22 protein-coding genes are annotated in these 24,657 nt (G+C 71.1%); 15 read left to right on the top strand and 7 right to left on the bottom strand.

The annotated features are described in order from the left end of the window. Positions 1 to 103: 103 nt before the first annotated feature. Positions 104 to 1,642, bottom strand: coding sequence for a DUF4331 domain-containing protein (locus OG870_RS10085; protein ID WP_266511502.1), 1,539 nt, complete (start codon positions 1,640 to 1,642; stop codon positions 104 to 106). Positions 1,643 to 1,857: 215 nt separating this feature from the next. On the opposite strand from OG870_RS10085, the gene OG870_RS10080 reads away from it, so the two are divergent. The 3 genes from OG870_RS10080 (at position 1,858) to OG870_RS10070 (ending at position 3,662) form a co-directional block, all read left to right on the top strand. Beyond that, positions 1,858 to 2,451 (top strand): sigma-70 family RNA polymerase sigma factor, encoded by a 594-nt coding sequence (locus tag OG870_RS10080; RefSeq protein ID WP_266511499.1) that lies wholly within the window; start codon positions 1,858 to 1,860, stop codon positions 2,449 to 2,451. After that, a complete protein-coding gene (locus OG870_RS10075; protein WP_327690818.1) occupies positions 2,448 to 3,266 on the top strand; it encodes an anti-sigma factor in 819 nt (272 codons plus the stop codon). The genes OG870_RS10080 and OG870_RS10075 overlap by 4 nt, the downstream gene beginning before the upstream one ends. Positions 3,267 to 3,392: 126 nt before the next feature. After that, positions 3,393 to 3,662, top strand: coding sequence for a hypothetical protein (locus tag OG870_RS10070; RefSeq protein ID WP_266511494.1), 270 nt, complete (start codon positions 3,393 to 3,395; stop codon positions 3,660 to 3,662). Positions 3,663 to 3,873: 211 nt separating this feature from the next. Here the strand turns inward: OG870_RS10070 and OG870_RS10065 are convergent, their stop codons facing one another. Together OG870_RS10065 and OG870_RS10060 are read right to left on the bottom strand one after the other, a co-directional pair. Beyond that, positions 3,874 to 4,656 carry an ABC transporter permease gene (locus OG870_RS10065; protein WP_266511491.1) on the bottom strand — a complete coding sequence of 261 codons (783 nt, stop codon included), beginning with the start codon at positions 4,654 to 4,656 and terminating at the stop codon, positions 3,874 to 3,876. After that, the gene (locus tag OG870_RS10060) at positions 4,653 to 5,600 is read right to left on the bottom strand and encodes an ATP-binding cassette domain-containing protein (protein WP_266585733.1); all 948 of its coding nucleotides are present in this window, start codon (positions 5,598 to 5,600) and stop codon (positions 4,653 to 4,655) included. Before OG870_RS10060 ends, OG870_RS10065 begins: the two co-directional genes overlap by 4 nt. Before the next feature lie 63 nt (positions 5,601 to 5,663). Between OG870_RS10060 and OG870_RS10055 the strand changes: the two genes are divergently transcribed. Beyond that, the gene (locus OG870_RS10055) at positions 5,664 to 6,377 is read left to right on the top strand and encodes a TetR/AcrR family transcriptional regulator (protein WP_266585735.1); all 714 of its coding nucleotides are present in this window, start codon (positions 5,664 to 5,666) and stop codon (positions 6,375 to 6,377) included. A 36-nt stretch (positions 6,378 to 6,413) separates the two neighbouring features. On the opposite strand, the gene OG870_RS10050 is transcribed toward OG870_RS10055, so the two are convergent. The 3 genes from OG870_RS10050 to hmgA are packed head-to-tail and all read right to left on the bottom strand — an operon-like array spanning position 6,414 to position 9,754. After that, a complete protein-coding gene (locus OG870_RS10050; RefSeq protein WP_266585737.1) occupies positions 6,414 to 7,574 on the bottom strand; it encodes a type ISP restriction/modification enzyme in 1,161 nt (386 codons plus the stop codon). A 26-nt stretch (positions 7,575 to 7,600) separates the two neighbouring features. Next, the gene (locus OG870_RS10045; protein ID WP_266585739.1) at positions 7,601 to 8,350 is read right to left on the bottom strand and encodes a GntR family transcriptional regulator; all 750 of its coding nucleotides are present in this window, start codon (positions 8,348 to 8,350) and stop codon (positions 7,601 to 7,603) included. A 27-nt stretch (positions 8,351 to 8,377) separates the two neighbouring features. Continuing rightward, positions 8,378 to 9,754: a homogentisate 1,2-dioxygenase gene (gene hmgA / locus OG870_RS10040; protein WP_327690817.1), complete on the bottom strand. Its 1,377-nt coding sequence runs from the start codon at positions 9,752 to 9,754 to the stop codon at positions 8,378 to 8,380. Between the two features lie 187 nt (positions 9,755 to 9,941). On the opposite strand from hmgA, the gene OG870_RS10035 reads away from it, so the two are divergent. The 11 genes from OG870_RS10035 to OG870_RS09985 all read left to right on the top strand — a co-directional run bounded on the left by OG870_RS10035 (position 9,942) and on the right by OG870_RS09985 (position 23,578). Continuing rightward, complete coding sequence (locus tag OG870_RS10035) at positions 9,942 to 10,547, top strand: hypothetical protein (protein WP_266585743.1); 606 nt, start codon at positions 9,942 to 9,944, stop codon at positions 10,545 to 10,547. Next, positions 10,544 to 11,161 (top strand): TetR/AcrR family transcriptional regulator, encoded by a 618-nt coding sequence (locus tag OG870_RS10030; RefSeq protein WP_266511475.1) that lies wholly within the window; start codon positions 10,544 to 10,546, stop codon positions 11,159 to 11,161. The genes OG870_RS10035 and OG870_RS10030 overlap by 4 nt, the downstream gene beginning before the upstream one ends. A gap of 163 nt (positions 11,162 to 11,324) precedes the next feature. After that, entirely contained in the window at positions 11,325 to 13,577 is a 2,253-nt protein-coding gene (locus OG870_RS10025; protein WP_266585745.1) for a molybdopterin oxidoreductase family protein, read from the top strand. Positions 13,578 to 13,710: 133 nt separating this feature from the next. Further along, on the top strand, positions 13,711 to 15,132 hold the full coding sequence (locus OG870_RS10020) for a CitMHS family transporter (protein ID WP_266585747.1): 1,422 nt from the start codon (positions 13,711 to 13,713) through the stop codon (positions 15,130 to 15,132). A gap of 74 nt (positions 15,133 to 15,206) precedes the next feature. Then, the gene (locus OG870_RS10015) at positions 15,207 to 16,451 is read left to right on the top strand and encodes an MFS transporter (protein WP_266923546.1); all 1,245 of its coding nucleotides are present in this window, start codon (positions 15,207 to 15,209) and stop codon (positions 16,449 to 16,451) included. Between the two features lie 102 nt (positions 16,452 to 16,553). Then, on the top strand, positions 16,554 to 17,234 hold the full coding sequence (locus OG870_RS10010; RefSeq protein ID WP_266511463.1) for a hypothetical protein: 681 nt from the start codon (positions 16,554 to 16,556) through the stop codon (positions 17,232 to 17,234). Beyond that, positions 17,224 to 17,934: a class F sortase gene (locus tag OG870_RS10005; RefSeq protein ID WP_266585756.1), complete on the top strand. Its 711-nt coding sequence runs from the start codon at positions 17,224 to 17,226 to the stop codon at positions 17,932 to 17,934. Before OG870_RS10010 ends, OG870_RS10005 begins: the two co-directional genes overlap by 11 nt. Before the next feature lie 182 nt (positions 17,935 to 18,116). Next, complete coding sequence (locus OG870_RS10000; protein WP_266511457.1) at positions 18,117 to 19,463, top strand: ABC transporter ATP-binding protein; 1,347 nt, start codon at positions 18,117 to 18,119, stop codon at positions 19,461 to 19,463. Positions 19,464 to 19,589: 126 nt separating this feature from the next. Beyond that, positions 19,590 to 20,978 (top strand): aldehyde dehydrogenase family protein, encoded by a 1,389-nt coding sequence (locus OG870_RS09995; RefSeq protein ID WP_266511454.1) that lies wholly within the window; start codon positions 19,590 to 19,592, stop codon positions 20,976 to 20,978. 11 nt (positions 20,979 to 20,989) lie between these two features. Next, on the top strand, positions 20,990 to 22,072 hold the full coding sequence (locus tag OG870_RS09990; protein WP_266585758.1) for a zinc-binding dehydrogenase: 1,083 nt from the start codon (positions 20,990 to 20,992) through the stop codon (positions 22,070 to 22,072). Between the two features lie 180 nt (positions 22,073 to 22,252). Continuing rightward, positions 22,253 to 23,578, top strand: coding sequence for an MFS transporter (locus tag OG870_RS09985; protein ID WP_266585760.1), 1,326 nt, complete (start codon positions 22,253 to 22,255; stop codon positions 23,576 to 23,578). Here OG870_RS09985 and OG870_RS09980 read toward each other — a convergent pair. Continuing rightward, positions 23,570 to 24,535 (bottom strand): DMT family transporter, encoded by a 966-nt coding sequence (locus OG870_RS09980; protein WP_266588502.1) that lies wholly within the window; start codon positions 24,533 to 24,535, stop codon positions 23,570 to 23,572. The two genes, OG870_RS09985 and OG870_RS09980, sit on opposite strands and share 9 nt — an antisense overlap. Between the last annotated feature and the right edge of the window lie 122 nt (positions 24,536 to 24,657).

The following is a 24,657-nucleotide window of genomic DNA, read 5'->3' as shown; positions in this document are numbered from 1 at the left end:
GCGCGGCCCGGCCGTGGGGGATGGGTACGAGCGGGCCGCGCCAGTCGGTGGGGCGGCCCGGGCGGCGCTGTTCAGGAGCGACGCCCGGCCCGCGGGAAAGGGCCTAGTAGGCCCGGCTCCGCATCCGGCGCCACCACATCAGGGCCGCGCCGATCAGCGCGATCCCGGCGGCGCCGGCTCCCGCGGAGGCGGCGATCAGACTCGTGTCGGTCATACCGCCGGAGGAGGAACCGGCCGGCTGCAGCGCGTCGCCCAGCTGGTTGCGGACGTCGTTGCCGCTGGTGACACCCTTGGCGGTGGCACCGCGCGAACCGGCCGTCGGGTTGGCCAGGTACGGGAAGGAGTGGCCGAAGTTCTTGTCGTTCTTGTCGACCGCGTCGCCCAAGTCGTTCTTGGAGCCGACCAGTTCACCCTCGACGACCTGCAGCGCCTCGTCGATCACGTCGTCGGTGAGGCGACGGCCGTTCGGGAAGCCCGCGTTGTCACCGTCGAGCACGCCCAGCCGCTTCGGGTAGGCGGTCGGCTTGATCGAGGTGTTCAGGCGCAGCTCCTCCGCCGGGCGCACGTTCGGCGGCTGGTTGAGGCCCTTGACGCCCTTCAGGAAGACGTCGACGAGGTCGTTGCGCGGCTCGGCGGGCGCCTTGATCTTGTAGATCCCCTCGATGAGCTTGGGCAGCTCCGGGTTGGTCACGTTCTTCAGGAACTGGGCGTCGTACCACGGCGAGGACGCGTTGAACTTGTCCTTGTCCTTCAGCGGGTTGACAACCTCGTTGACCAGCGGGTTGCCCAGGCGGGAGACCTGCTCGTAGTAGCCCTGTGCGTTCCTGCGCTGCGTCGTCGACCAGACGCCGACGACCGGCTGGTGCTTCGACTCCGTGATCATGTCCGTCGGGACCTGCAGGGCGATCGAGTTGACGTTGTAGCCCTTGAGGGTGTCCCGGCCGACCTCGGAGAGGTTGCCGCCGTACAGCAGGTCGAAGACGCGCAGGTCCAGGAAGAACGGGTCGTCCGCCTGCCCGGCGAACGTCTGCGCGCCGTTCGCGAGCTTGTAGACCGCCTGCTTGCGCAGGGTGTTGTAGTCCGGCATCGACGCCTTGCCGACGTTCGACGGCGCCACCGGCACGTTGTCGGCGAGCTTCGTCTTCGACATCACCTTCTGGTTGTGCAGCTTGACCAGGTCGATGTCGTACGTCTGCGTGACGTTCAGGTCGGGGTCGTTCAGGCTGGTGACCGCGCCCGTGTTGTAGAGGAACGTGTTCTTGTTCTTCGTGTGCGTCTTGAACGTGTAGCGCAGCAGCAACTCGCCCTGCGCGTCACCGTTGTTGTCGATGTGGATGTCGTACTGCGCGTCGTCCGCGAACGTGAAGAAGTTCGGGCCGCCCGCCGGGTCCTCGAAGGGGATCCAGTTGGCGATGATCGTCGTCGTGTCCGGCTTGTCCGGGCTGACGAACGCGTACACGTCCGTGTTGTCGTACTGGGGCTGCCCCGAGATCAGCGGGGCCTCCCGGTGGCTGGAGGCGGAGGCCGCCCCCGGTTCCAGCGTGGCCACGCCGGCGGCTGCGAGCCCCCCGGCGGCCAGCGCGCCGGCTATCAGGGTCGCGATGCTCCTGCGTCCCGCACCGCTCCTGGAGATAGGTGTCATGCCGTCCGTCCTCAGTCCCAACTTGCCTGACGAACGCTGATTCGGAGCGGTCGGCAGGGCGGATTGGTCGAATCCCAAACGTTCTTACGGCGAACTTGGAATCTTGTTTCAGACGAGCCGGGAATCTTGTGTCGACGAGCGTGGATTCATGGAGCGCGGACCCGCGTTTTGGGCACGGCGATCCGTAACCCCATCCGGAGGTGCGTTCGTTGCGAATGCCTGGTGTGACGGGACGGGGCCCATGCGGCCGGAGAGAGGGGGAACGAGTGGAGGCGGACGAGCTTCTGGTACTCGTGGCAGGCGGGGACCAGAAGGCATTCGAGGTGCTGTACGGCATGGTGTCCGGTCCGGTGTTCGGACTGGTCCGACGTGTCGTGCGGGATCCCGCGCAGTCGGAGGAGGTGGCCCAGGAGGTGCTGCTCGAACTCTGGCGGTCCGCCGCGCGGTTCGACCCCGGACGCGGCAGCGCCCTGTCCTGGATCCTCACCCTCGCCCACCGCCGCGCCGTCGACCGGGTGCGCAGCGCCCGCGCGGCCGGCGAACGCGAGCAGCGCGAGGCCCGCCGGTCCCACAACCCCGCCTTCGACCAGGTGACCGAGGAGGTCGAGGCGGGCCTCGAACGCGAGTGGGTCCGCCGCTGCCTGGACCGCCTCACCACCCTGCAGCGCCAGTCCGTCACCCTCGCCTACTACGACGGCTACACGTACCGTGAAGTGGCCGAGCGGCTCTCGCTGCCGCTGGGCACGGTCAAGACCCGTATGCGCGATGGACTCACCCAGCTGCGCAAGTGCCTGGGAGGTTTCGCATGAGTCTCCTCGACAAACTGCTGCGCCGCGGGGACCTGCACTCGCTCGCGGCCCCGTACGCACTCGACGCCCTGGAGCCCGCGGAACGGCTCCGCTTCGAGAAGCACCTCGCGTCGTGCGACATCTGCGCCGCCGAGGTGCGCGCCCTGTCCGAGGACGCCGTCCGCCTCGCCTGGTCCACGGCGGCTCCGGCACCGACCGCGATGCGCAACCGGGTGCTGGCCGCCGTACGGGCCACACCGCAGGAGCCGGGGGCCGCACGGGAGCACACACCCCAGCTGCCGCCGCACGTGTGGGGCACGCAGCCGCCGTCGGCACGCTCCCGTGCGCCTCGTGAGCGCCGCCCCCTCTTCGTGCCGTTCGCCACGGCCACCGCCGCCGCGGCCCTCGTCGTCGCCTCGCTCTTCGCCGTCCAGGCGAACAAGACCCAGGACACCCTGAACGCCGAACGCTCGCAGGCACGTGAGATCGCCCACGTTCTCGCAGCTCCCGACGCCCGCGCGAACTCCGGCAAGGACGCCCGGGGCCGAAGTATCGGAGTGGTCGCTTCCGCATCGGAGGGGCAGGCCGTCGTCACGCTCAGCGGATACGGCGATCTGCCCAGCGGACGCGTGCACCAGCTGTGGCTCATGCGCCCCAACGTGCAACCGCGCTCCCTCGGGCTTTTCAAGGGCGGCGACACACCCTTGGTCGCGACCGACCTCAACAAATCCGCCACGTCACTCGCTGTGACCGTCGAGCCCGACGGCGGCTCACCGCAGCCCACCAGCCAGCCCATTGTCCAACTCGCCCTGAAATCGGTTGGATTCGGAGAGTGACGAACGAAGAGTCGTCAACACCCTTACGGGGAAGGTGAATCCTGTGACCGCGATACACGAGTGCCCCGACGGGGCGATAGGGTTACCCTGCCCGGGCCGGGTGGACTCGTACGGGTGGGGAGTGACATGGAACAGATAACAGTGCGCAGCAGGGCCAGGGTCCCTGCGATCACGTGCGGGAGCAGCGCGACCAGTTCGCGCCTCGACCGCCACCTCTCGGTGCTGGGAGGCCCTGCCGTCCCACAGCGGGAAGCGGCCGAGGCGACCTTGCTGATGCGTGAGCTGACGGCGCGTGACACCCCGCGTGAGCGCAGTGCAAGGGGCAAGCGCGTGAGTCGTGTCCTGCTCTTCGCGCCGCTGCGCCGGCTGCGTCGTTCGCTGTTCGGCGGACGCTGAGCGAAACCGGCGTTCGTTCCACAAAGGGCCGCGCCCGGAGCACCGCGTCGTCCGGCGCGACGCTGTGATCCCGTCTCCGTCATCCCCACGGCACGCAGCGACGCCCGGGCCTGCGCCCGGGCGTGGCCACATCTCCCGATCCATCACCTCCGGTACGTCCCACCCGCTCCGTATCCGAGGAAACACCCCCCGGAGTTTCCGGCCGTTGAGGTCAGCGCTCCCCACGCGCATACCTGCGCACCGCGAGCGGCAGGAACACCGCGATCAGCACGGCGCACCACATCAGTGACCCGGCGACCGGGTGCGCCACCGGCCAGGCCGCGTCCCCCGGCACCGGCGCGTTGCCGAAGAGGTCCCGCAGGGCCGTCGTCACCGCGCTGATCGGATTCCACTCGGCGACCGTCCGCAGCCAGCCCGGCAGACCCTCGGTCGGGATGTAGGCGTTGGACAGCAGAGGCAGCATGAAGGTCGCGCCACCCAGCTGACCCGCGGCCTCCTCGCTCCGTGTGAGCATGCCGAGGAAGATCCCGACCCACGTCGTCGCGAACCGGAACAGCAGCAACAGGCCGACGGCGCCCACCGCTTCGAGCGCGCTCCCTTCGATACGCCATCCCACGGCCAGTCCCACCAGCAGGAACGGCACGGTCCCGGCGGCCGTGACGACGACGTCCGCCACGGCCTGACCGAGCGGCACGGCCGTCCGGCTGATCGGCAGCGTCCGCAGCCGGTCCATGACGCCCCGGTGCGTGTCCTGGGCGGCCTGGAACATACCGGTCATGATGCCGTTCGCGGCCGTCGCCACCAGCAGCCCCGGCACCAGGAAGGACCGGTACTCCCCGCCCGGCATGGCCAGCGCGCTGCCGAAGACGTACCCGAAGAACAGCAGCATGCTGATCGGCATCGTCTGGGACAGGATCAGCAGCCCCGGGTTGTTCCGCATCCGCCGCAGCTGACGACCCAGCAGGGCGGTCCCGTCGTACGCCACCATGCTCATGCTGCTCGCTCCTTGTCGTCTTCGGTCAGCCGGAGGAAGGCCTCGTCGAGGGTCGGCGGTCGCAGGTTCGCGTCGAGCAACGGCACGCCCGCCGCGTCGAGTTCGCGCACCAGGCGGGGCAGCGTGAGTGTGCGGTCCCGGGTGACCGCGCCGACGGCGCGCCGCTCGTGGTCGAACGATGGCTCGGCGCCCGTGAGTTGGTCCAGCACGTCGGCCGCCCTCCCCATCACGTCCGCATCCGCGACGATGACCTCGACATACGTGCCGATGACCGCCTTGAACTGCGCGGGCGACCCCGTGTGCGCCACCCGTCCCCGGTCCACCAGGGCGATGTCGTCGGCGAGTTGGTCGGCCTCCTCCAGGTACTGCGTGGTCAGCAGCACCGTCGTGCCGTCGGCCGTCAGCTCACGCACCGCGTCCCAGATCAGGTTGCGGCTGGAGGGGTCGAGCCCGGTCGTCGGCTCGTCCAGGAACAGCACGTCGGGGCGGCGGATCAGACTGGCCGCCAGGTCCAGCCGGCGGCGCATGCCGCCCGAGTACCCGGACGCGGGCCGGTCCGCCGCCTCGGCCAGCCCGAACCGGTCGAGGAGCTCGTCGGCGCGCCGTCCGGGCGCCCGCACCCGGTGCAGCCGCGCGAACAGCCGCAGGTTCTCACGGCCCGTGAGGTCGCCGTCGACCGACGCGTACTGCCCGGTGACGCCGATCCTGCGCCGTACGGCCGCGGGCTCCCGGACGAGATCGTGTCCTGCGACCCGAGCCGAGCCCTCGTCGGGCCGCAGCAGCGTCGTCAGCAGGCGTACAGCGGTCGTCTTGCCCGCCCCGTTGGGCCCGAGGACACCGCAGACCGTGCCCTGGGCCACCGCGAGATCCAGCCCGCGCACCGCCTGCACCTTCCCGAACTTCTTCTTCAGACCTTCACTGAGTACAGCGTACGTAGAAGTCATGTCCCGACCATAGCGCACTGCGTACGCCGTACGTAACTAGGATGGTGGCCGAGGTGATGATCGATGGCGGGCCGAGCGGCGGTACCCGAAGTGATCTGGGCGCGTCCCGAGCGGACGGGCCGGGGGCCGAGGCCGGCGTACACACGCGCCGACATCGCGGCGGCGGCGGTGCGCATCGCCGACTCCGGTGGCCTGGACGCGGTGTCGATGCGGCATGTCGCGGCCGAGCTGGGCTGCGGGACCATGTCGCTGTACAACTATGTCCCCCGTAAGGAGGACCTGTACGAGCTGATGGTGGACGCGGTCAGCGGTGAGCACGAGCTGTTGGAGCCGTCGGGGGACTGGCGGGGCGACATGCGCCGGGTCGCCGGGCAGACGCGGGCGCTGATGCACCGGCATCCGTGGATGACCCGGCTGATGTCACCGGTCTACGGCTTCAGCCCGAACGCCCTGCGCTACCTGGAGCACTGCCTGGTCTGCCTGGATCCGCTCCAGGCGCGCTACGGCATGAAGATGCAGCTGGTCGGCATGTTGAACGGGTGCGTGACGTCGTACGTCGCGACGGAGCTGGCCGCCGCCGAGCGGACGCGGTCGCTGCCGTGGTCGGCGGAGGAGGAGAGCGCGGCACGGATCGCCTACCTGGGGAGCCAGGTGGCGGGCGGCGCCTATCCGCGGATGGCCGCGGCGTTCACGGAGGACCCCGGGCCGATCGATCTCGACGGGGCCTTCGACCTGATGGTGGAGCGGATGCTGGACGCCTTCGCGCCCGGGAAGTAGCCGCGGGAGCGAGAAGACGCGGGAACGGGGCGGGGGTTAGATCAGCGCGAACTGGCCCTCGGGCCCCTCCTCGTGGTGATCGAGGACCGAGGCCGGCTTCCGTGTCGTCTCCGGCGCCGGGAGCACTCCCGCCTTGTGCAGTTCGGAGGCGGTGACGGGTGCCGTCGCCGTCAACTCCTCCTGCTGTGACCGCAGTTCGGCCAGCAGCGCCAGGACCGTGATCAGCTCCAGCAGCTCCGAGGTCCACGTCTGCGGCCATGCCGTCGGCCGGATCGCCGCCAGGGTTCCCGGCTCCGCCCGCGCAGTGCGGGCCGTGAACCACTGCTCCAGGACCCGGACGCCGGCCGCCTCGAAGTCCCAGGCCTCGGGCGGCACCGGGGAGATGCGGCCCTCGTCGAGCAGCAGCGTCTCCTCGTCGCGGTCGTAGCCGATCGTGAGCGGCCGTGACGGCAGTGGGGCGCGCACATACGGCCTGCGGCCCCCCGGCAGCTTGGGACGCTCGCCGTCCCGGCGCATCAACCAGAGCGTGCGGCGGCCCAACTCCACTCCGCGGGACCAGAGTTCCGCGTCCTCGGTGAGCGGGACCGTCAGGTCGGGCCGTACGGCCGACAGCGTCCAGGCAAGGAAGTCCGGCGCCGTGGGGGAGTGGCCGAGCCGGGCGCCCAGGTGGTCGAGCAGCCCCGGCGCCAGGTTGGGTTCCGTGCCGCCGGGGCGGCGGTACAGGGGACGGATGCGGCCGGGGCGGAGGAGGGAGAGGCAGGACGTGGCCAGGACGCGGGGGGCGGTCGTCTCCGACGGTGTCTCCACCACGAAGATCTGCTGCTCGTCGGCCACCCGCCACAGCTCGGGACGGGCCGCGTCGATCAGCCGGTGGTCGGGGATCAGCCACTGCTCGTCGAAGGGGGCGTGCAGGACCCGTACGGGGTCCGGGCAGGGGCCCGCGGCACGGATCAGCTTCTCGGTGCCGCTCGACTGGCCCGGGAGCCGGCCGACCGCCGTGTGCAGGGTGCGCGAGCGGGTCGGCTCGAACAGGGCCTCCCGGTCCGGGCCTTCGGCCTTCAACAGGGCGTCCCAGCGGGCTTTCAGGGATGCGGCGTCGGGGCCCGTCGGCCACCCTCGGCCGAGCCGCGGCGGTGCGACGGACCACGGCATGAGGTCCGCCAGCAGCGGAGCGTCGTCGTGCGTCACGCTCGGCATCGTACGACGTGGTACGGACACTGCGGTCATGTGGCGTCCAGGGTCACCGTGAAGGAGAAACGGTCGCCGCGGTAGTGGATCACCGCCGCGTCCAGGACTCTTCCCTGTGCGTCGTAGGTCACACCCGTGTAGTGCAGGATCGGGCTGAGCAGCGGGACTTGGAGCAGCCGGGCGGTCTCCGGGTCCGCCAGCCGGGCCTCCACGGTGTCCGTGATGCGGCTGATGTCCGCCAGCATCACGTCACGCAGCACCTTGGTCATCGGCCAGCGGAGCAGGTCCGACGGGTCGATGCGGGCGGCCAGTTCGGGCCGGACGTAGTTGCGGGCGTGGTTGGTCGGCTCGCCCGTCTTCTCGTCGCCGCGCAGGCGGTGGTACATGCCCACCTCGTCGATCTCCGGGAAGTACTCGGCGAGTTCGGGCGGCACGGGCGCCGGGCCGTGGTCCAGCAGTTCGGTCGTCATCCCGGACTGCTGGGCCACGATGGCGTCCACCGAGCCGAGCAGGCGGACCGGGGCGCCCCGTCTCGCCTGTGGCTCGATGAACGTGCCCCGGCGGCGGTGGCGCGTGATCAGGCCCTCGTCCTCCAGCTCCTTCAGCGCCTGCCGCATGGTCAGCACGCTGACCCCGTAGTGCCCGGCCAGCTGCTCCTCGGTGGGCAGTCGCAGCGGGTCCTGGGGCGAGCGGCCGAGTATCGAGGCGCGCAGGGACTGCGACACCTGGTACCAGAGCGGCAGCTTGCGGTTCAGGACGATCGAGTCCGGGGCGAAGGAGGTCACGGGGCCATCCGTACCGGTAGTGAATCTTCAGTGCAAGGGGCGGAAATGCCTCTCCAGGCCCTGCCACACGTCGTCGTAGCGCTGCTGCAGGTGCTCCGCGCCCGCCGCGTGCGGGGTGAGCGTCACCGGCCAGCGCGTCTCGAACATGAACGCCAGCCCGTCGTCCACCTTCTGCGGCTTCAGCTCGGCCGCGCTCGCCCGGTCGAACGTCTCCCGGTCAGGACCGTGCGCCGACATCATGTTGTGCAGCGACCCGCCGCCCGGCACGAAGCCCCCCTTCCCGGCGGTCTTGGCGTCGTAGGCGCCCTCGATCAGACCCATGTACTCGCTCATCACGTTCCGGTGGAAGTACGGCGGCCGGAAGGTGTCCTCGCCGACCAGCCAGCGCGGCGCGAAGACGACGAAGTCGACGCCGGCCAGCCCCGGGGTGTCGGACGGCGACGTCAGGACGGTGAAGATCGACGGGTCGGGATGGTCGTAGGAGATGGTGCCGATGGCGTTGAAGCGGCGCAGGTCGTAGACGTACGGCACGAGGTTGCCGTGCCAGGCGACCACGTCGAGCGGCGAGTGGTCGTACACGGCCGTCCAGAGGTTGCCGCAGAACTTGTTCACGACCTCCACCGGGCCCGCCGTGTCAGTGTCGCCCCCGTCCTCGTACGCGGCGACGGGAGCCTGGAAGTCGCGGGGGTTGGCGAGGCCGTTGGCGCCGATCGGGCCGAGGTCGGGGAGGGCGAAGGGCGCCCCGTAGTTCTCGCACACATAACCGCGGGCAAAGGCATCAAGCAGCTCCACACGGAAGCGCACCCCACGGGGAACCAGCGCCACATGTCCCGGTTCCACATGCAGCAGCCCGAACTCGGTGCGCAGCAGCAGCCCGCCGCGCTCCGGGACGATCAGCAGCTCCCCGTCCGCATCACTGAAGACGCGCTCCATCGAGGAGTTGGCGTGATAGAGGTGCACCGCCATGCCGGCGCGCTGCGTGGCGTCGCCGTTGCCGCCGAGGGTCCACAGGCCCGCGAGGAAGTCCGTACCGGACGCGGGTTCGGGCAGCGGGTTCCAGCGCAGGCGGTTGGGGTCGGGCACCGACTCGGTGAAGGGGGCCGTACGGATCGCGCCGTTGTCCGTGCGGGTGAACGCCGGGTGCGCGGCCGACGGGCGGATCCGGTAGAGCCAGGAGCGCCGGTTGTGGGCCCGCGGCTCGGTGAACGCCGTACCGCTGAGCTGTTCCGCGTACAGCCCGAGGGGCGCGCGCTGTGGCGAGTTGCGGCCCACGGGCAGGGCGCCGGGGACGGCCTCGGAGCTGTGCTCGTTGCCGAAACCGGTCAGGTAGGTCAGCCCCTCGGCCGTCTTGCGCGCTCCCCCGCGCTCGAACCCGCTCGTGCGGGCGGTACCCCCATCGCTCATCGTCGCTCCCTTGCGAACTGCTGCGGCCTGATTCCTGCGCATCTGATTCCTATGTATCACCGTAGGATTGCGGTTTCACCGGCGCAAGGGGGCCTGGGGACCTCCTCGCCAGGGAGGAACCGGGGAGGAACGAGAACCAGACTCCAGGGGGATCCGGCTGTCGGACCGGTGTTCTAGTCTCCCGGGCATGTCGTGGACGCGGGGTCTCCTTGCCGCGCTCGCGGTCTGTGTCCTGCTGTTGACCGGATCCGCGAGCTGCGGCTCCAGTGATGCCCGCGAGGGGAAGAACGGGGAGTCGGTCTCTCCGGTGGGCAAGGTCCTGAACCATACGGACAAACAGGGCCGGCACTACCGTGAGGTGCAGAAGAGGGGCGCGCCCGAGGTCGGCATCGAGGTGCAGCCGGACGTCCATGACACCTGGGACGTCCGCCTGACCGTCCGCAACTTCCGCTTCTCTCCCGGCGATGCGTCGCCGCGGGCGAGGGCGGGCCGAGGTGTCGCCTACGTCTTCGTCGACGACCGGCTCGTCACCCGGCTTCGTGGCCTCACCTACCGCCTCCCGGCCCGGCTCGTGCCCCGCGGCACGCACCACGTCACCGCCCGGCTGTACGCCGACGACGGCACCGTGTGGGCGGTGAAGGGTGAGCCCGTCGAGAGCACCGCCGACATCACGGCGTCCGAGGCGGCGGGCGCCCCGGGCGGCGGTCCGGGCGTGAGCGCATTGAGTGCATCTGGCACCTATACGCGTACTGGGGGGCGAGGTTCTCCGGAGCGCGCCGGAAAGGCATCATGAAGCCCGTGCCCCACGCGACATCGCTACGCCGTGCACCTGTGCAGCGGCGCAGTGCAGAACGTCTGACCAAAATCCTCGACGCCTGCGCCGACCTCCTCGACGAGGTCGGTTACGACGACCTGAGCACCCGGGCCGTGGCCCAGCGCGCCCAGGTCCCCATCGGCTCGGTCTACCGCTTCTTCGGCAACAAGCGGCAGATGGCCGACGCGCTCGCCCAGCGCAACCTGGAGCGCTTCACCGAGCAGGTCACCGAGCGGCTGAAGTCGGCCGGTGACGGGGGCTGGCGCTCGGCGATGGACGCCGTCCTCGACGAGTACCTGGCCATGAAACGCACCGCCCCCGGCTTCTCCCTCGTCGACTTCGGCAACCAGATCCCGGTCGGCGCCCGCAACGCCGAACCCAACCACCGTGTCGCCGACCGCCTCACCGACCTGCTCTCCGGCTACCTCGACCGGGAGCCGGACGAGGATCTGCGCCGCGCCTTCCTCATCGCCGTGGAGACCGCCGACACCCTGGTCCACCTGGCCTTCAGGATGGCGCCCGAGGGTGACCCCAGGATCATCGACGAGGCGCGGGAGCTGTTGCGGGCCTATCTGGCGCGGGTGCTGGACTGAGAGCGGTCCGGGGGCGGTCCGGGGGCGGTTCGATGGCGGTCAGAGAGCGGTCCGGTGTGCACCTCGCGGTTTTCCGACCTCATCCCCGACGGGGCCTCCCGTACCTGCATACCAGTCGGTATGCTCGGTCGGGCCCAGCGTCGTCGCCCACCGGGAGGACCCCGTGTCCCGCACCGCTCTGCGTATCTGTCCCCTGTGCGAGGCCACCTGCGGGCTGACCCTCACCATCGAGGGCACCCGGGTCACCGGCGCCCGCGGTGATCGCGACGACGTGTTCAGCAAGGGGTTCATCTGCCCCAAGGGCGCCTCGTTCGGTGCCGTCGACGGCGACCCCGACCGGCTGCGCACCCCGCTCGTGCGCAAGGACGGCGAGCTGTGCGAGGCCACCTGGGAGGAGGCGTTCGACGCGGTCGCCGCGGGCCTGAGGCCCGTCGTCGAACGGCACGGCCCGCACGCGGTGGGCGTGGTCCTCGGCAACCCCAACGTGCACACCATGGCCGGCGCCCTCTACCCGCCGGTGCTGCTCGCCGGCCTCGGCACCCGCAGCGTCTTCACCGCGTCCACCGTCGACCAGATGCCCAAGCACGTCTCCAGCGGCCTTCTCTTCGGCGACGCGAACGCGATCCCCGTGCCGGACCTGGACCACACCGACCATCTGCTCCTCATCGGCGCCAACCCCCTGGAGTCCAACGGGAGTCTGTGCACCGCCGCCGACTTCCCCGGCAAGCTCAAGGCCCTCAAGGCCCGCGGCGGCACCCTCACCGTCATCGACCCGCGCCGCACCCGCACCGCGAAACTCGCCGACCGGCACCTGGCGATCCGCCCCGGCACCGACGCGCTCCTCCTCGCGGCCATGGCGTACGTCCTGTTCGAGGAGGGCCTCGTCGATCCCGGGGAGCTGACCGAGCACCTCCAGGGCCTCGACGAACTGCGCGAAGCGGTAAGGGACTTCACGCCCGAGGCGGTCGCCCCGGCCTGCGACGTGGACGCCGACGTGACCCGCGCCCTCGCCCGTGAACTCGCCGCCGCCCCCACCGCCGCCGTGTACGGCCGCATCGGCAGCTGCACCGTCCCGTACGGCACCCTCGGCAGCTGGCTCGTCGACGTCCTCAACATCCTCACCGGCAACCTCGACCGCCCCGGCGGCGCCCTCTTCCCGCAGGCGGCAACCGACAGGACGCCCCGCCCGGCCGGACCGAGCCACGGCTTCACACTCGGCCGCTGGCACTCGCGGGTGAGCGAACACCCCGAGGCGAAGGGCGAGTTGCCGCTCTCCGCGCTCGCCGAGGAGATCGACACCGCCACCGAGCAGGGCGAGCCGATCCGGGCCCTCGTCGCCGTCGCCGCCAACCCGGTGCTGTCCGCGCCCGACGGCGACCGGCTCGACAAGGCCCTGGACTCCCTGGACTTCATGGTCAGCGTCGACCCCTACCTCAACGAGACCTCGCGCCACGCCCATGTCGTCCTGCCGCCGCCCCCGCCCTCCCAGAGCCCGCACCACGACTTCGCCTTCAACACCCTCGCCGTACGCAACCAGGTCCGCTACACCCGCCCCGCCGTCCCCCTGGAGCCCGGCCGCCTCGCCGAGACCGAGATCCTCGCCCGGCTGGTCCTGGCGGCCACCGGCATGCACGGCGCCGATCCGTCCGCCGTCGACGACCTGGTGATCGCGCAGACCCTCGGCAAGGCGGTCAAGGAGGCGCACTCCCCGGTGCACGGCCGCGACCCGAAGGAACTCGCCGCCGCGCTCACCGGTGTGAGCGGCCCCGAGCGACGGCTCGACATGATGCTGCGCCTCGGCCCCTACGGCGACGGCTTCGGCGTACGGCCGGAAGGGCTGAGCCTGGAGCGGCTCCTCGCGCACCCGCACGGCATCGACCTCGGTCCGCTGCGCTCCCGCCTCCCGCAGCCGCTGAAGACCAGGAGCGGCAAGGTCGAACTGCTGCCGCAGCCGATCGCCGGCGATCTGCCCAGGCTGAAGCGGGCCCTGGCGGAGCTCCCTGACGGACTCGTCCTGGTCGGCCGCCGGCACCTGCGCTCCAACAACAGCTGGATGCACAACGTCCCCGCCCTCACCGGCGGCACCAACCGCTGCACCCTGCACATCCACCCCGAGGACGCCGAGCGCCTCGGCGTGCTGGACGGCGCCGCCGTACGCGTGAAGGGAGCCGGGGGAGAGGTGACCGCCCCCGCGGAGGTCACCGACGGCGTGCGTCCGGGGGTGGTGAGCCTGCCGCACGGGTGGGGCCACGACCGGCCCGGCACCCGGATGAGCCATGCCGCCACGGATCCCGGTGTCAACGTCAACCAGCTCCTCGACGGCAGCCTGCTCGACCCGCTCTCGGGCAACGCGGTCCTCAACGGAGTGCCGGTCGAAATCGCCCCCGCGGCCGAAATGGTCATGCCTCTGACCTGAGCAAAGCTCTGACCTGCAGTTTTGCGCTTATTGCTCACAGGTCAACGTCTTGTTAACGCCGTTTGAACGGACCTAACGTCGTCGCACCGCCTGCCCGGTGGGATGTTCAAGGGCGAACGTTAGGTATCCACTCATGCTGACCATCCTCGGCTTCGCCATGATCGCGACCTTCCTGGTCCTGATCATGCTGAAGAAGATGTCGCCGATCGCGGCACTCGTGCTGATCCCGGCACTGTTCTGCGTCTTCGTCGGGAAGGGGGCGAAGCTCGGCGACTACGTCCTCGACGGCGTCACCAGCCTCGCGCCCACCGCGGCGATGCTCATGTTCGCGATCGTCTACTTCGGCGTGATGATCGACGTCGGCCTCTTCGACCCGGTCGTTCGGGCCATCCTGAAGTTCTGCAAGGCCGACCCGCTGCGGATCGTCGTCGGTACGGCCGTCCTCGCCGCGATCGTCTCGCTGGACGGCGACGGCTCGACCACCTTCATGATCACCGTCTCGGCGATGTACCCGCTGTACAAGCGCCTGAAGATGAGTCTGGTCGTGATGACCGGCGTCGCGGCCATGGCCAACGGCGTGATGAACACCCTGCCGTGGGGCGGCCCGACCGCCCGCGCCGCGACCGCGCTCAAGCTCGACGCGAGCGACATCTTCGTCCCGATGATCCCGGCGCTCGCCACGGGCCTGGTGTTCGTCCTCGCGCTCTCGTACGTCCTCGGCCGTCGCGAGCGCAAGCGGCTCGGCGTGCTGACGCTGGACGAGGCGCTGGTGGAGGAGAAGGAGACGGAGACCGTGCCGGTCGGTGCCGGCTCCGGTTCGGGTGTGGGCTCCGGTACCGGCAAGTCCCTTGCGCGCACCGGCGGTTCGGGCTCGGGCACGGACGCGGAGCTGCACGAGGAGGAGGACGAGGGCTTCCAGGGCCTCGACCCCCATCGGGCCACCCTGCGCCCCAGGCTGTACTGGTTCAACGCGCTGCTCACGGTGACGCTCCTCACCGCCATGATCATGGAGTGGCTGCCGATCCCGGTGCTGTTCCTGCTCGGTGCCGCGCTCGCCCTGACGGTCAACTTCCCGCACATGCCGGACCAGAAGGCCCGCATCGCCGCCCATGCGGAGAACGTGCTCAACGTATCCGGCATGGTCTTCGCCGCCGCCGTCTTCACCGGCGTCCTCCAGGGCACCGGCATGGTCGACCACATGGCCAAATGGCTGGTCGAGAACATCCCCGACGGCATGGGCCCGCACATGGCCTTCGTCACCGGCATCCTGAGCATCCCGCTCACGTACTTCATGTCGAACGACGGCTTCTACTTCGGCATCCTGCCGGTGCTCGCCGAGGCCGGCCAGGCCCACGGCGTCTCGTCCCTGGAGATCGCCCGCGCCTCCCTCATCGCCCAGCCGCTGCACATGTCGAGCCCGCTCGTCCCGGCCGTCTACGTCCTGGTGGGCATGGCCAAGGTCGAGTTCGGCGACCACACCAGGTTCGTCGTGAAGTGGGCCGTGCTCACCTCACTGGTGATCCTCGGGGCGGGAATCCTCTACGGCATCATCTGATCCGGCCCGCACGCCGTCCGGGCAGGCCGGACACGGTCCGATTGCGGCCCGCACCTCGTCTGGAGGACTTCACCATGAGGCCCGGTGGGAACCGCGGCTGGCTGCTCCGCCTCGTCATCGCCTTCGGCTTCGCGCAGGGGGCGGTGTCGATGGCCCGGCCCGCCGTCTCCTACCGGGCCCTCGCGCTGGGCGCCGACGAGCGGGCGGTCGGCGTCATCGCGGGCGTCTACGCCCTCCTTCCGCTCTTCGCCGCCGTACCGCTGGGCCGTCGCACCGACCACGGCCGCTGCGCACCGCTGCTGCCGGTGGGCGTGGTCCTGATAGCGGGCGGCTGCGCACTGAGCGGCATGGCGGGCTCCCTGTGGACGATGGCGGTCTGGAGCGGGGTGATGGGCCTCGGTCACCTCTGCTTCGTGATCGGCTCCCAGTCCCTGGTAGCCCGCCAGTCCGCCCCGCACGAACAGGACCGCAACTTCGGCCACTTCACCATCGGCGCCTCGCTCGGCCAGCTGGTCGGCCCGATCGCCGCGGGCACGCTCATCGGCGGCCCGGACATGGCCGGCACCAGCGCGCTGGCCCTCGTGGTGGCGGGCGCCGGTGCCGCCGTCGCGTTCACCTCGCTGTGGCGCATCGAGGACCGTACGGCGGTGGAGTTCCGTACGAGAGAAGCGGTTCGCGTGCCGGTCGGGGGCATCCTGCGCGCCCGGGGCGTGCCAGCGGGCATGCTCGTCAGCCTCTCGGTGCTGTCGGCCACCGACATCCTCACCGCCTATCTGCCGGTGGTCGGCGAGCACCGGGGCATCGCGCCGTCGGTGATCGGTGTGCTGCTGAGCGTGCGAGCGGGGGCCACCATCGCCTGCCGTCTGGTCCTCACCCCGCTGCTGCGGCTGCTCGGCCGGCCCGCGCTGCTGACCGTGACCTGTCTGCTGGCGGCCCTGCTGTGCGCCGGCATCGCCCTGCCGATGCCGGTGTGGGCGCTCGGTGCACTGCTGGCCGCCCTCGGCTTCTGCCTCGGCGTCGGCCAGCCGCTGTCCATGACGACCGTCGTCCAGGCCGCCCCGGACGGCGCGCGCTCCACGGCGCTCGCGCTGCGTCTGACCGGCAACCGACTCGGTCAGGTCGCCGCGCCGGCCGCGGCGGGCCTGGTCGCGGGAGTCGCGGGCGTGGCGGCGCCGTTCGTGATGCTCGGGGCGCTGCTGTTGCTCTCGGCGGGCAGCGCTCTGCGTGCCCCGGCCGCCCCGGGCGGCGACCAGGTCGCCCGGACCCCTTCGGACGGGCGCCCGGCCGGAAGCCGATTGCGCCGGTCGAGCGATATCTGACGGCGCGTCGGGTGACGTTGCCGCAGGACGAGGGCCGGATGTGAAAGAGAGTCAGGTGAAAGAGCGATTTGTATGAAAATCGTCTGACTCGGAGGAACGTCCATGCCCACCTTGATGCCCCCGTCCGCCGGCGCCCGTCTCGGCGCCGTCGCCCTCACCGTACTCACCGCGGCCGGGGCCTCCTGGTTCGCGCCAACGGCCGCTGTGGCCGCCCCCGGCGACGGTGCCGACATCAGGATCCACGAGGAGCGCGTGCCCTACGGTGTCTCGAAGGACGACCCCGCGGTCTGCAGGTTCTACCTCGACGCCGCGAACTTCGGCGACGTGACCAGCGTCTCCTACTCCATCACGGCACAGCCTCCGCTGCCCACCGCGGCCACCGTGAGCGGCACGATCTCCCTCGCCGGCGGCGCCGGTCACACCGACACCCTGGGGCTGGCCGACGGCAGGTACACGCTTGTGTGGACCTTCATTCCCCTCACGCCGCCGAACGCACTGCCCGTCCGGTCCAAGGAAAAGATCTTCACTGTCGACTGCCACAGCAAGCACGACCCGGAACGAGGCCAGCAGGGTCCGAACCGGACGATCGAGGACCACGGCGGTCCGGGCGGCCACCAGGACGGCGGGCCGAAGGGCGGCGTCCACGCCGGGGGCGGCGGTCTCGTCGACACCGTGCAGTCGTACAACCCGCTGAGCGCGGCCGCGGGCGTCGGCCTGGTGGCGGTGGGCGGAGCCGTCTACGTCCGGGTGCTGCGGCGCCGCCGCTCCCACGGTGCCGCGTAGGCGCAGACGCAGGCCCTGGTACCGGACCCGCGCCTACCGCCTCGCCAGGACGGCCGTGATCGTGGCCGTCCTGGTGACGGTCGTGCGGTGCGGGGGGCACCACCACACGGCCGCGCCCGTCCGGGCCGGGGGGCCGGCGCCCGCCGAGGCGCCTGCCGAGCCGGCCCCCGGCGTCGCCGACGGACGGCCCGGGGCAGTCGAGCCGACGTCCTCGGCGGGGCCCGCCGCACCGCCCCGGCCGCTGCCCCGGTCGCCGGCGACCAGCCTGCGCGTACCGTCTCTGGGGATCGACGCGCCGATCGTCGCGGTGCGGGTCGGCCCCGACCGCCAGCTCGGCACCCCGCCGCTGGACAGACCCAAGCTCGTCGGCTGGTACCAGGACGGGCCCACACCGGGCGAGATGGGCACGGCCATCGCCGTCGGCCACCGTGACACGAGGACCGGCGCCGCCGTCTTCGCCGCGCTCGCGCAGGTGCACCCCGGCGGCCGGATCGAGGCCCGGCGCGCCGACGGCCGCACCGCGGTCTACACCGTCGACCGCGTCCGGGTCTTCGACAAGGCCCGCTTCCCCGACAAGGAGGTGTACGGCCCGAGCCGGCGCCCCGAGCTGCGCGTGCTCACCTGCGGTGGTCTCTTCAGTCGCCGGACGGGCTACAGCAGCAACGTCGTCGTCTTCGCGCATCTGACGGCGACCCGCTGAGCCGACTGAATACGAGCGTCCGCTTTCTCGCTGGGCGGAATGAAGGGCCCGATTCCGTCCGTTGTCTTCCCCCGACCGCGTACAGTCCGTTAACTTCCGTGACTCACAGCCCGTACGACCCGCACGGGCCATTCGACCGCGGAGCGTCAGCGCTCGCTCAGTACGCCCCCGGGGGCAGTGTCATGACACGCGCCATCTCTCTGCACGACGTGAGCAAGACCTACACGCGAGGCGTTCGCGTGGTGGACCGGATGTCGCTGGACATCCGGCCGGGTGAGTTCCTCGTGCTGCTCGGTCCGTCCGGCTGCGGCAAATCCACCGTGCTCAGAATGATCGCCGGGCTGGAGGAGATCACGGAGGGCAAGCTGCTGCTGGACGGCGAGTACTCCAACGACCTGCTCCCGTCCGACCGGAACATGGCGATGGTCTTCCAGAACTTCGCCCTCTACCCGAACATGACGAGCCGCGGGAACATCGGCTTCCCGCTGCGCGTCGAGAGCCCCGGCGAGGACCCGCGCCCGCGCGTGGACGCCACTGCCCGCATGCTCGGCATCGAGGACCTCCTGGAGCGCTTCCCCAGCCAGCTCTCCGGCGGCGAACGCCAGCGTGTCGCCATGGGCCGGGCCATCGCCCGCCACCCCTCCGCCTTCCTGATGGACGAGCCGCTGTCCAACCTCGACGCCAAGCTCCGCAACCATCTGCGGGCCGAGATCTCCAAGCTCACCCGCGAGTTGGGCGTCACCACCATCTACGTCACCCACGACCAGGCCGAGGCCATGTCGCTCGGTGACCGGGTCGCCGTGCTGCGCGGCGGGGTGCTCCAGCAGGTCGGCACCCCACGCGTGGTCTACGCCCTGCCCCGCAACGTCTTCGTCGCCGCCTTCATCGGCACCCCGCGCATCAACCTGCTGCGCGGCCTGGTCCGTGCTCCGCTCGACGGCGCGATGACCATCAGCCTCGGCAAGCAGTATCTGCGGCTGCCCGAACCCCTGTGCCTGGACCACCAGTTGCTGCGCGTGCAGCAGGGCCGGGAGGTGATCGTCGGGCTGCGCTCGGAGGCCGTGCGCATCGCCGAGCGCTCCTCCGCCCGCCCCGGCGAGGTGGCGATCACCGGCCTGGTGGAGCACGTGGAGTTCCAGGGCCACGAGGTCCTGGTCCACTTCAACACCGGCTCCCAGCCCGCCTTCGTGCCCGACCTGGAGGCGCCGCGGCCCGCCGTACGGCCCCCTCGGCGGCGCCGCCGGGAGGGTGGCCCGACCGTCCTGGAGCGCATGCGGGAGCGTGCGGGCGCCCTGCGTGCCGGCCCGGTGGTGGTCATGGACGAGCAGGACGACGCCCCCTCCGCCCAGCCCGCCTCCTCCGAGCCCCGCCTCCCGGGCGACCTGGTCGTACGCACCACCCCCGACATCGAACTCCGCCACGGAATGCAGGTTCCGCTCCTGGTCGACATCGCCCATCTGTTCGTCTTCGACCAGCACGGCGAGCGCATCTGCCCGTCCCCGGCGCGGCTGCCGGACCTGGAGGGGTAGGCCTCCGGCGAGGGGGTGCCTGGCGTCCGAAAACTATCGCCGCTAGTTTATGTGTCGGTGGGTCGGTAGGTTTGACCCGGACCACGCACCCACGCGGACGACGCACCCCGCCCCCGGAGGAGCACGATGAAGGCACACGACGGGATGTACATCGACGGCGCCTGGCGCCCCGCCGCGGGCGGGGAGGTCATCGAGGTCGTCAACCCGGTCGACGAGCGGGTGATCGGCCGGGTCCCGGCCGGCACCGCCGCCGACGTCGACACCGCCGTACGGGCCGCCCGCGCCGCCCTCCCGGCCTGGGCCGCGACCCCTCCGGCCGAGCGGGCCGCCCGGCTGGCCGCCCTGCGGGACGTCCTTGTGGCCCGCAAGGACGAGATCGCCGAGACGGTCACCGCCGAACTCGGCTCGCCCCTGCAGTTCTCGCGGTACGTCCACGCCGCCGTACCGATCGCGGTCGCGGGCTCGTACGCCGAGCTGGCGGCGACCCACGCCTTCGAGGAGAAGGCCGGCACCTCGATCGTCCACCTGGAGCCGGTCGGGGTCGTCGGCGCGATCACGCCCTGGAACTACCCGCTGCACCAGGTCGTCGCCAAGGTCGCCCCGGCGCTCGCGGCCGGCTGCACGGTGGTGCTCAAGCCCGCCGAGGACACCCCGCTGGTCGCCCAGTTGTTCGCCGAGGCGGTGCACGAGGCGGGTGTCCCGGCGGGTGTCTTCAACCTTGTCACCGGCCTCGGGCCGGTCGCCGGACAGGCCCTCGCCGAGCACCCGGACGTCGACCTGGTCTCCTTCACCGGTTCGACGGCGGTGGGCCGGCAGATCGGCGCGACCGCCGGCGCGGCCGTGAAGAGGGTCGCTCTGGAGCTGGGCGGCAAGTCCGCCAACGTCATCCTGCCGAGCGCCGACCTGGCCAAGGCGGTCAACGTCGGCGTCGCCAACGTCATGTCCAACTCCGGGCAGACGTGCAGCGCCTGGACGCGGATGCTGGTGCACCGGGATCAGTACGAGGAGGCGGTCGCGCTCGCCGCCACCGCCGCCGCCAAGTACGGCGAGCGCATCGGCCCCGTGGTGAACGCCAAGCAGCAGACGCGGGTGCGGGGTTACATCGAGAAGGGTGTGGCGGAGGGGGCCCGGCTGGTGGCCGGCGGCCCCGAATCACCGCGCGAGCAGGGCTACTTCGTCTCCCCGACCGTCTTCGCGGACGTGACGCCCGAGATGACGATCGCCCAGGAGGAGATCTTCGGCCCGGTCCTGTCGATCCTCCCGTACGACGACGAGGAGGAAGCCCTGCGCATCGCCAACGGCACGGTCTACGGCCTCGCGGGCGCCGTCTGGGCCGGCGACGAGGCGGAGGCGGTGGCCTTCGCGCGCCGCATGGAGACCGGCCAGGTCGACATCAACGGTGGCCGCTTCAACCCCCTTGCCCCCTTCGGCGGTTACAAGCAGTCGGGCGTCGGCCGCGAACTCGGCACGCACGGCCTCGCCGAGTACCTCCAGACCAAGTCCCTGCAGTTCTGAGGAGCGTATCCGTGGTTCGCGCAGCAGTACTTCCCGGCGTAGGCGCTCCGCTGGAGATCACCGACATCGACCTCCCGGACCCCGGCCCCGGCCAGGTCCGCGTCCGGCTCGCCGCCGCCGGGGTGTGCCACTCCGACCTGTCCCTGTCCAACGGGACCATGCGGGTGCCGGTCCCGGCCGTCCTCGGTCACGAGGGCGCCGGCACGGTCGTCGCCGTCGGCGAAGGCGTCACGCATGTCTCACCCGGCGCCGAGGTCGTCCTCAACTGGGCCCCGTCCTGCGGAGGTTGCCACGCCTGCTCGCTCGGCGAGGTGTGGCTGTGCGCCAACGCCCTGAACGGCGCCGCGGACGTGTACGCCCACCGCACCTCGGACGGCTCCGACCTCCACCCCGGCCTGAACGTCGCCGCGTTCGCCGAGGAGACGGTCGTGTCCGCGGGCTGCGTCCTGCCCCTGCCCGAGGGGGTCCCCCTCACCGACGCGGCCCTCCTGGGCTGCGCGGTCCTGACCGGTTACGGCGCCGTCCACCACTCGGCGCGGGTCCGGGCCGGCGAGACGGTCGCGGTGTACGGCGTCGGGGGAGTGGGCCTGGCGGCACTCCAGGCGGCCCGGATCGCGGGAGCCGCGCGCATCGTCGCCGTCGATGTCTCCCCGGAGAAGGAGGAGCTGGCGCGCGGCGCGGGCGCCACGGACTACGTCCTCGCCTCCGAGACGACGGCCCGCGAGATCCGGGGCCTGACGGACAAGCAGGGCGTCGACGTGGCCATCGAGTGCGTGGGCCGCGCGTCGACGATCCGCACGGCCTGGGACTCCACCCGCCGCGGCGGCCGTACGACGGTGGTCGGCATCGGCGGCAAGGACCAGCAGGTCACCTTCAACGCCCTGGAGATCTTCCACTGGGGTCGGACCCTGGCGGGGTGCGTGTACGGAAACTCGGACCCGGCGAAGGACCTGCCGCTGCTGGCCGAGCATGTGCGGGCCGGCCGCCTGGACCTCGGCGCACTGGTGACGGAGCGGATCGGACTGGAGGGCATCCCGGCCGCCTTCGAGAACATGCTGGCGGGCAAGGGTGGACGGGCACTCGTGATCTTTTAGCCCGTCCGGGGGTGCCCCCTCCGGGGGAGTTTGAGGACGAGGCCGTTCAGGCCGACGGAGCATCCGGGGGCGGAGCCCCCGGATGCTCCGTACAACCACCTTGCACACCCGTTGACCCCATACCGTCCGGTCAGTATGTTCCCGGGAACGTCCCCACCGCACCCACTGGAGTGTGCACGCATGGACACGTTCCCCTCCGCTCACCCCACTCCCACCCCGACCGTCCTCCCCACGGTCAACCGCCGCCGCGTCGCCACCGCCGCAGCGCTCGCCTCGGCCGTCGAGTGGTACGACTACTTCGTCTTCGGCATAGCCGCCGCCCTCGTCCTCGGTGATCTGTACTTCCCCGCCGGCAGCTCCACCGCCGGAGTACTCGCCGCCTTCGCCACCTTCGCCGTCGGTTTCCTGGCCCGCCCGATCGGCGGCATCATCGCCGGGCAGCTCGGCGACAAGCGCGGCCGCAAGCCGATGCTGGTCCTCGCGCTGACGCTCATGGGCGTCGCCACCACCGGCATCGGTCTGCTGCCGACGTACGACACGATCGGCGTCGCCGCACCGATCCTGCTCGTCCTGCTGCGCGTCGTGCAGGGCGTCGCGGTCGGCGCGCAGTGGGGCGGCGCGATGCTGCTGGCCACCGAGTACGCTCCCGAGGGCAAGCGCGGCGTCTACGGCAGTGTCGTCCAACTCGGCGTCCCCATCGGCGTGGTGACCGCCAACACGGTCTTCCTGATCGCCGGGGCCCTCACCAGCGACTCCGCGTTCGCGGCCTGGGGCTGGCGACTGCCCTTCCTGGTCGGCCTGCTGGTCCTCGCGCTCGCCTGGTACATCCACCGGCACGTCGAGGAGACCCCCGAATTCCGGCAGGCCGAACGGCAGCTGGCCGAGAAGGAGAAGTCCGAGCGGAACTCGCCGCTGCGCACGATCCTGCGCGAACACCTCGGCACCGTGTTCCTGGCCGGCGGCTCCTTCGCCGTGAACACCGCGACCTTCTACATCCTGATCACCGGCGTCCTCGACTACACGACCCGTGACCTGGGCATGAAGCGGGACGGGGTGCTCACTGTCTCTCTCTGCGTCAGCCTCACCCAGCTCGTGCTGATCCCGGCCGCCGCCGCCCTCTCCGACCGCGTCGGCCGCATCAGGATCTACGCGTTCGGCGCGGTCGGCATCGCCCTGTGGGCCGTACCGATGTTCCTGCTGATCGACACCGGTTCACTGCTGTGGCTGGCCGTCGGCACGTTCGTCGCCGGCTGCTTCCTCAGCATCATGTACGGCCCCCAGGCCGCCCTGTTCGCCGAACTGTTCACGCCCGAGATGCGCTACACGGGAGCCTCCCTCGGCTACCAGATCGCGGCCGTGCTCGGCGGTGGCCTCGCGCCCTTCGTGATGGTGCTGCTGCTGGAGGCGACGGGCACCTCCATGGCCGTGTCCGGCTACATCATCGCCCTCGCGCTGATCGCCCTGCTGTCCATCAAGGTCCTTGCGGGCAGGGTGCGTTCAGGCTGATTCCGGGGCTTCCTCGGGCCGTGTCACCGGAGTGCTCTGAGGCGCCGCGGCCCGCGGGAGACCCTTTTGGGGCCGCGAAGGCTTCCGGGGGCGCGAGCGCGACACCGCCACACCCGCCAGACACAGCGCACCACCGGCCAGCGTGAGCAGTCCCGGCACCTCGCCGAGCACCAGCCACGACATCAGCACGACCAGCGCGGGCACCGCGTACGTGGTCGCCCCCATGCGGGAGGCGGTCGTACGGGCGAGGGCGTACGCCCAGGTCGTGAACGCGAGAGCGGTGGGGAACACGCCCAGATAGACCATGTTGAGTGTCGCCGACACGGGCGCGTCAGCCGCCTCGCCCGCCAACTGCCCGGCGAACGGCAGGCATCCCACCGCACCGACGAGACACCCGAACGTCGTCACCTGCAGCGCACTCGCCCTGCCCAGGGCCGGCTTCTGTGCGACGACGCCGCCCGCGTAGCCGACCGCGGCCAGCACGCACAGCACCACTCCGAGCACCGAGGATCCGCCGCCGCCCGACATCGACAGCCCGACCGCGACCGCCCCCGCGAACGACACCGCCATCCCCGCCAGTAGGCGCGGCGGCATCGCATCACCGAGCAGTCGAGAGCCGAGCAGGGCGATGAGTATGGGCCCGATGTTCACCACCAGGGCGGCAGTCCCGGCGTCCACCTGCTGCTCGCCCCAGTTCAGGACCACCATGTAGAACCCGAACCACAGCACCCCGGACAGCGCGATCCCCCGCCAGGCCGCCCGCGGCGGCACCCCTTCCTTGCGGACGACCAGCATCACCCCGAGCACCAGCGCCCCGGAAAGCAGCCGCCCGAGCGCCAGCGCCCCCGGGGAGTACGCGTCACCCGCACTACGGATCGCCACGAAGGCGGAGGCCCACAGCACGACGGTGACGGCGGCGGCAGCGGGGGCGAGCAGATCCGCACGACGGAGGTTCATCATGCTCCTGAGGCTAGAAGGTGGGAGAAGGCAAGGTCTCGCGGATTTCGGACGCGGTCCTGCAGTGCCCCGACAGGGGCGCGGGGTTTGCGCGACCAGCCACATCGAACCCGCACCCGGGA

This window comes from Streptomyces sp. NBC_00461, from assembly GCF_036013935.1.
Classification (GTDB): domain Bacteria; phylum Actinomycetota; class Actinomycetes; order Streptomycetales; family Streptomycetaceae; genus Streptomyces.
The sequence above is the reverse complement of the archived record's forward strand: the minus strand, read 5'-3'. Positions and strand labels throughout refer to the sequence as shown.

Coding starts and splice junctions, on each gene's coding strand:
- OG870_RS10085 (WP_266511502.1), bottom strand. CDS start 1,642: ATGACACCTATCTCCAGGAGCGGTGCGGGACGCAGGAGCATCGCGACC.
- OG870_RS10080 (WP_266511499.1), top strand. CDS start 1,858: ATGCCTGGTGTGACGGGACGGGGCCCATGCGGCCGGAGAGAGGGGGAA.
- OG870_RS10075 (WP_327690818.1), top strand. CDS start 2,448: ATGAGTCTCCTCGACAAACTGCTGCGCCGCGGGGACCTGCACTCGCTC.
- OG870_RS10070 (WP_266511494.1), top strand. CDS start 3,393: ATGGAACAGATAACAGTGCGCAGCAGGGCCAGGGTCCCTGCGATCACG.
- OG870_RS10065 (WP_266511491.1), bottom strand. CDS start 4,656: ATGAGCATGGTGGCGTACGACGGGACCGCCCTGCTGGGTCGTCAGCTG.
- OG870_RS10060 (WP_266585733.1), bottom strand. CDS start 5,600: ATGACTTCTACGTACGCTGTACTCAGTGAAGGTCTGAAGAAGAAGTTC.
- OG870_RS10055 (WP_266585735.1), top strand. CDS start 5,664: ATGGCGGGCCGAGCGGCGGTACCCGAAGTGATCTGGGCGCGTCCCGAG.
- OG870_RS10050 (WP_266585737.1), bottom strand. CDS start 7,574: ATGCCGAGCGTGACGCACGACGACGCTCCGCTGCTGGCGGACCTCATG.
- hmgA (WP_327690817.1), bottom strand. CDS start 9,754: ATGAGCGATGGGGGTACCGCCCGCACGAGCGGGTTCGAGCGCGGGGGA.
- OG870_RS10035 (WP_266585743.1), top strand. CDS start 9,942: ATGTCGTGGACGCGGGGTCTCCTTGCCGCGCTCGCGGTCTGTGTCCTG.
- OG870_RS10030 (WP_266511475.1), top strand. CDS start 10,544: ATGAAGCCCGTGCCCCACGCGACATCGCTACGCCGTGCACCTGTGCAG.
- OG870_RS10020 (WP_266585747.1), top strand. CDS start 13,711: ATGCTGACCATCCTCGGCTTCGCCATGATCGCGACCTTCCTGGTCCTG.
- OG870_RS10015 (WP_266923546.1), top strand. CDS start 15,207: ATGAGGCCCGGTGGGAACCGCGGCTGGCTGCTCCGCCTCGTCATCGCC.
- OG870_RS10010 (WP_266511463.1), top strand. CDS start 16,554: ATGCCCACCTTGATGCCCCCGTCCGCCGGCGCCCGTCTCGGCGCCGTC.
- OG870_RS10000 (WP_266511457.1), top strand. CDS start 18,117: ATGACACGCGCCATCTCTCTGCACGACGTGAGCAAGACCTACACGCGA.
- OG870_RS09995 (WP_266511454.1), top strand. CDS start 19,590: ATGAAGGCACACGACGGGATGTACATCGACGGCGCCTGGCGCCCCGCC.
- OG870_RS09985 (WP_266585760.1), top strand. CDS start 22,253: ATGGACACGTTCCCCTCCGCTCACCCCACTCCCACCCCGACCGTCCTC.
- OG870_RS09980 (WP_266588502.1), bottom strand. CDS start 24,535: ATGAACCTCCGTCGTGCGGATCTGCTCGCCCCCGCTGCCGCCGCCGTC.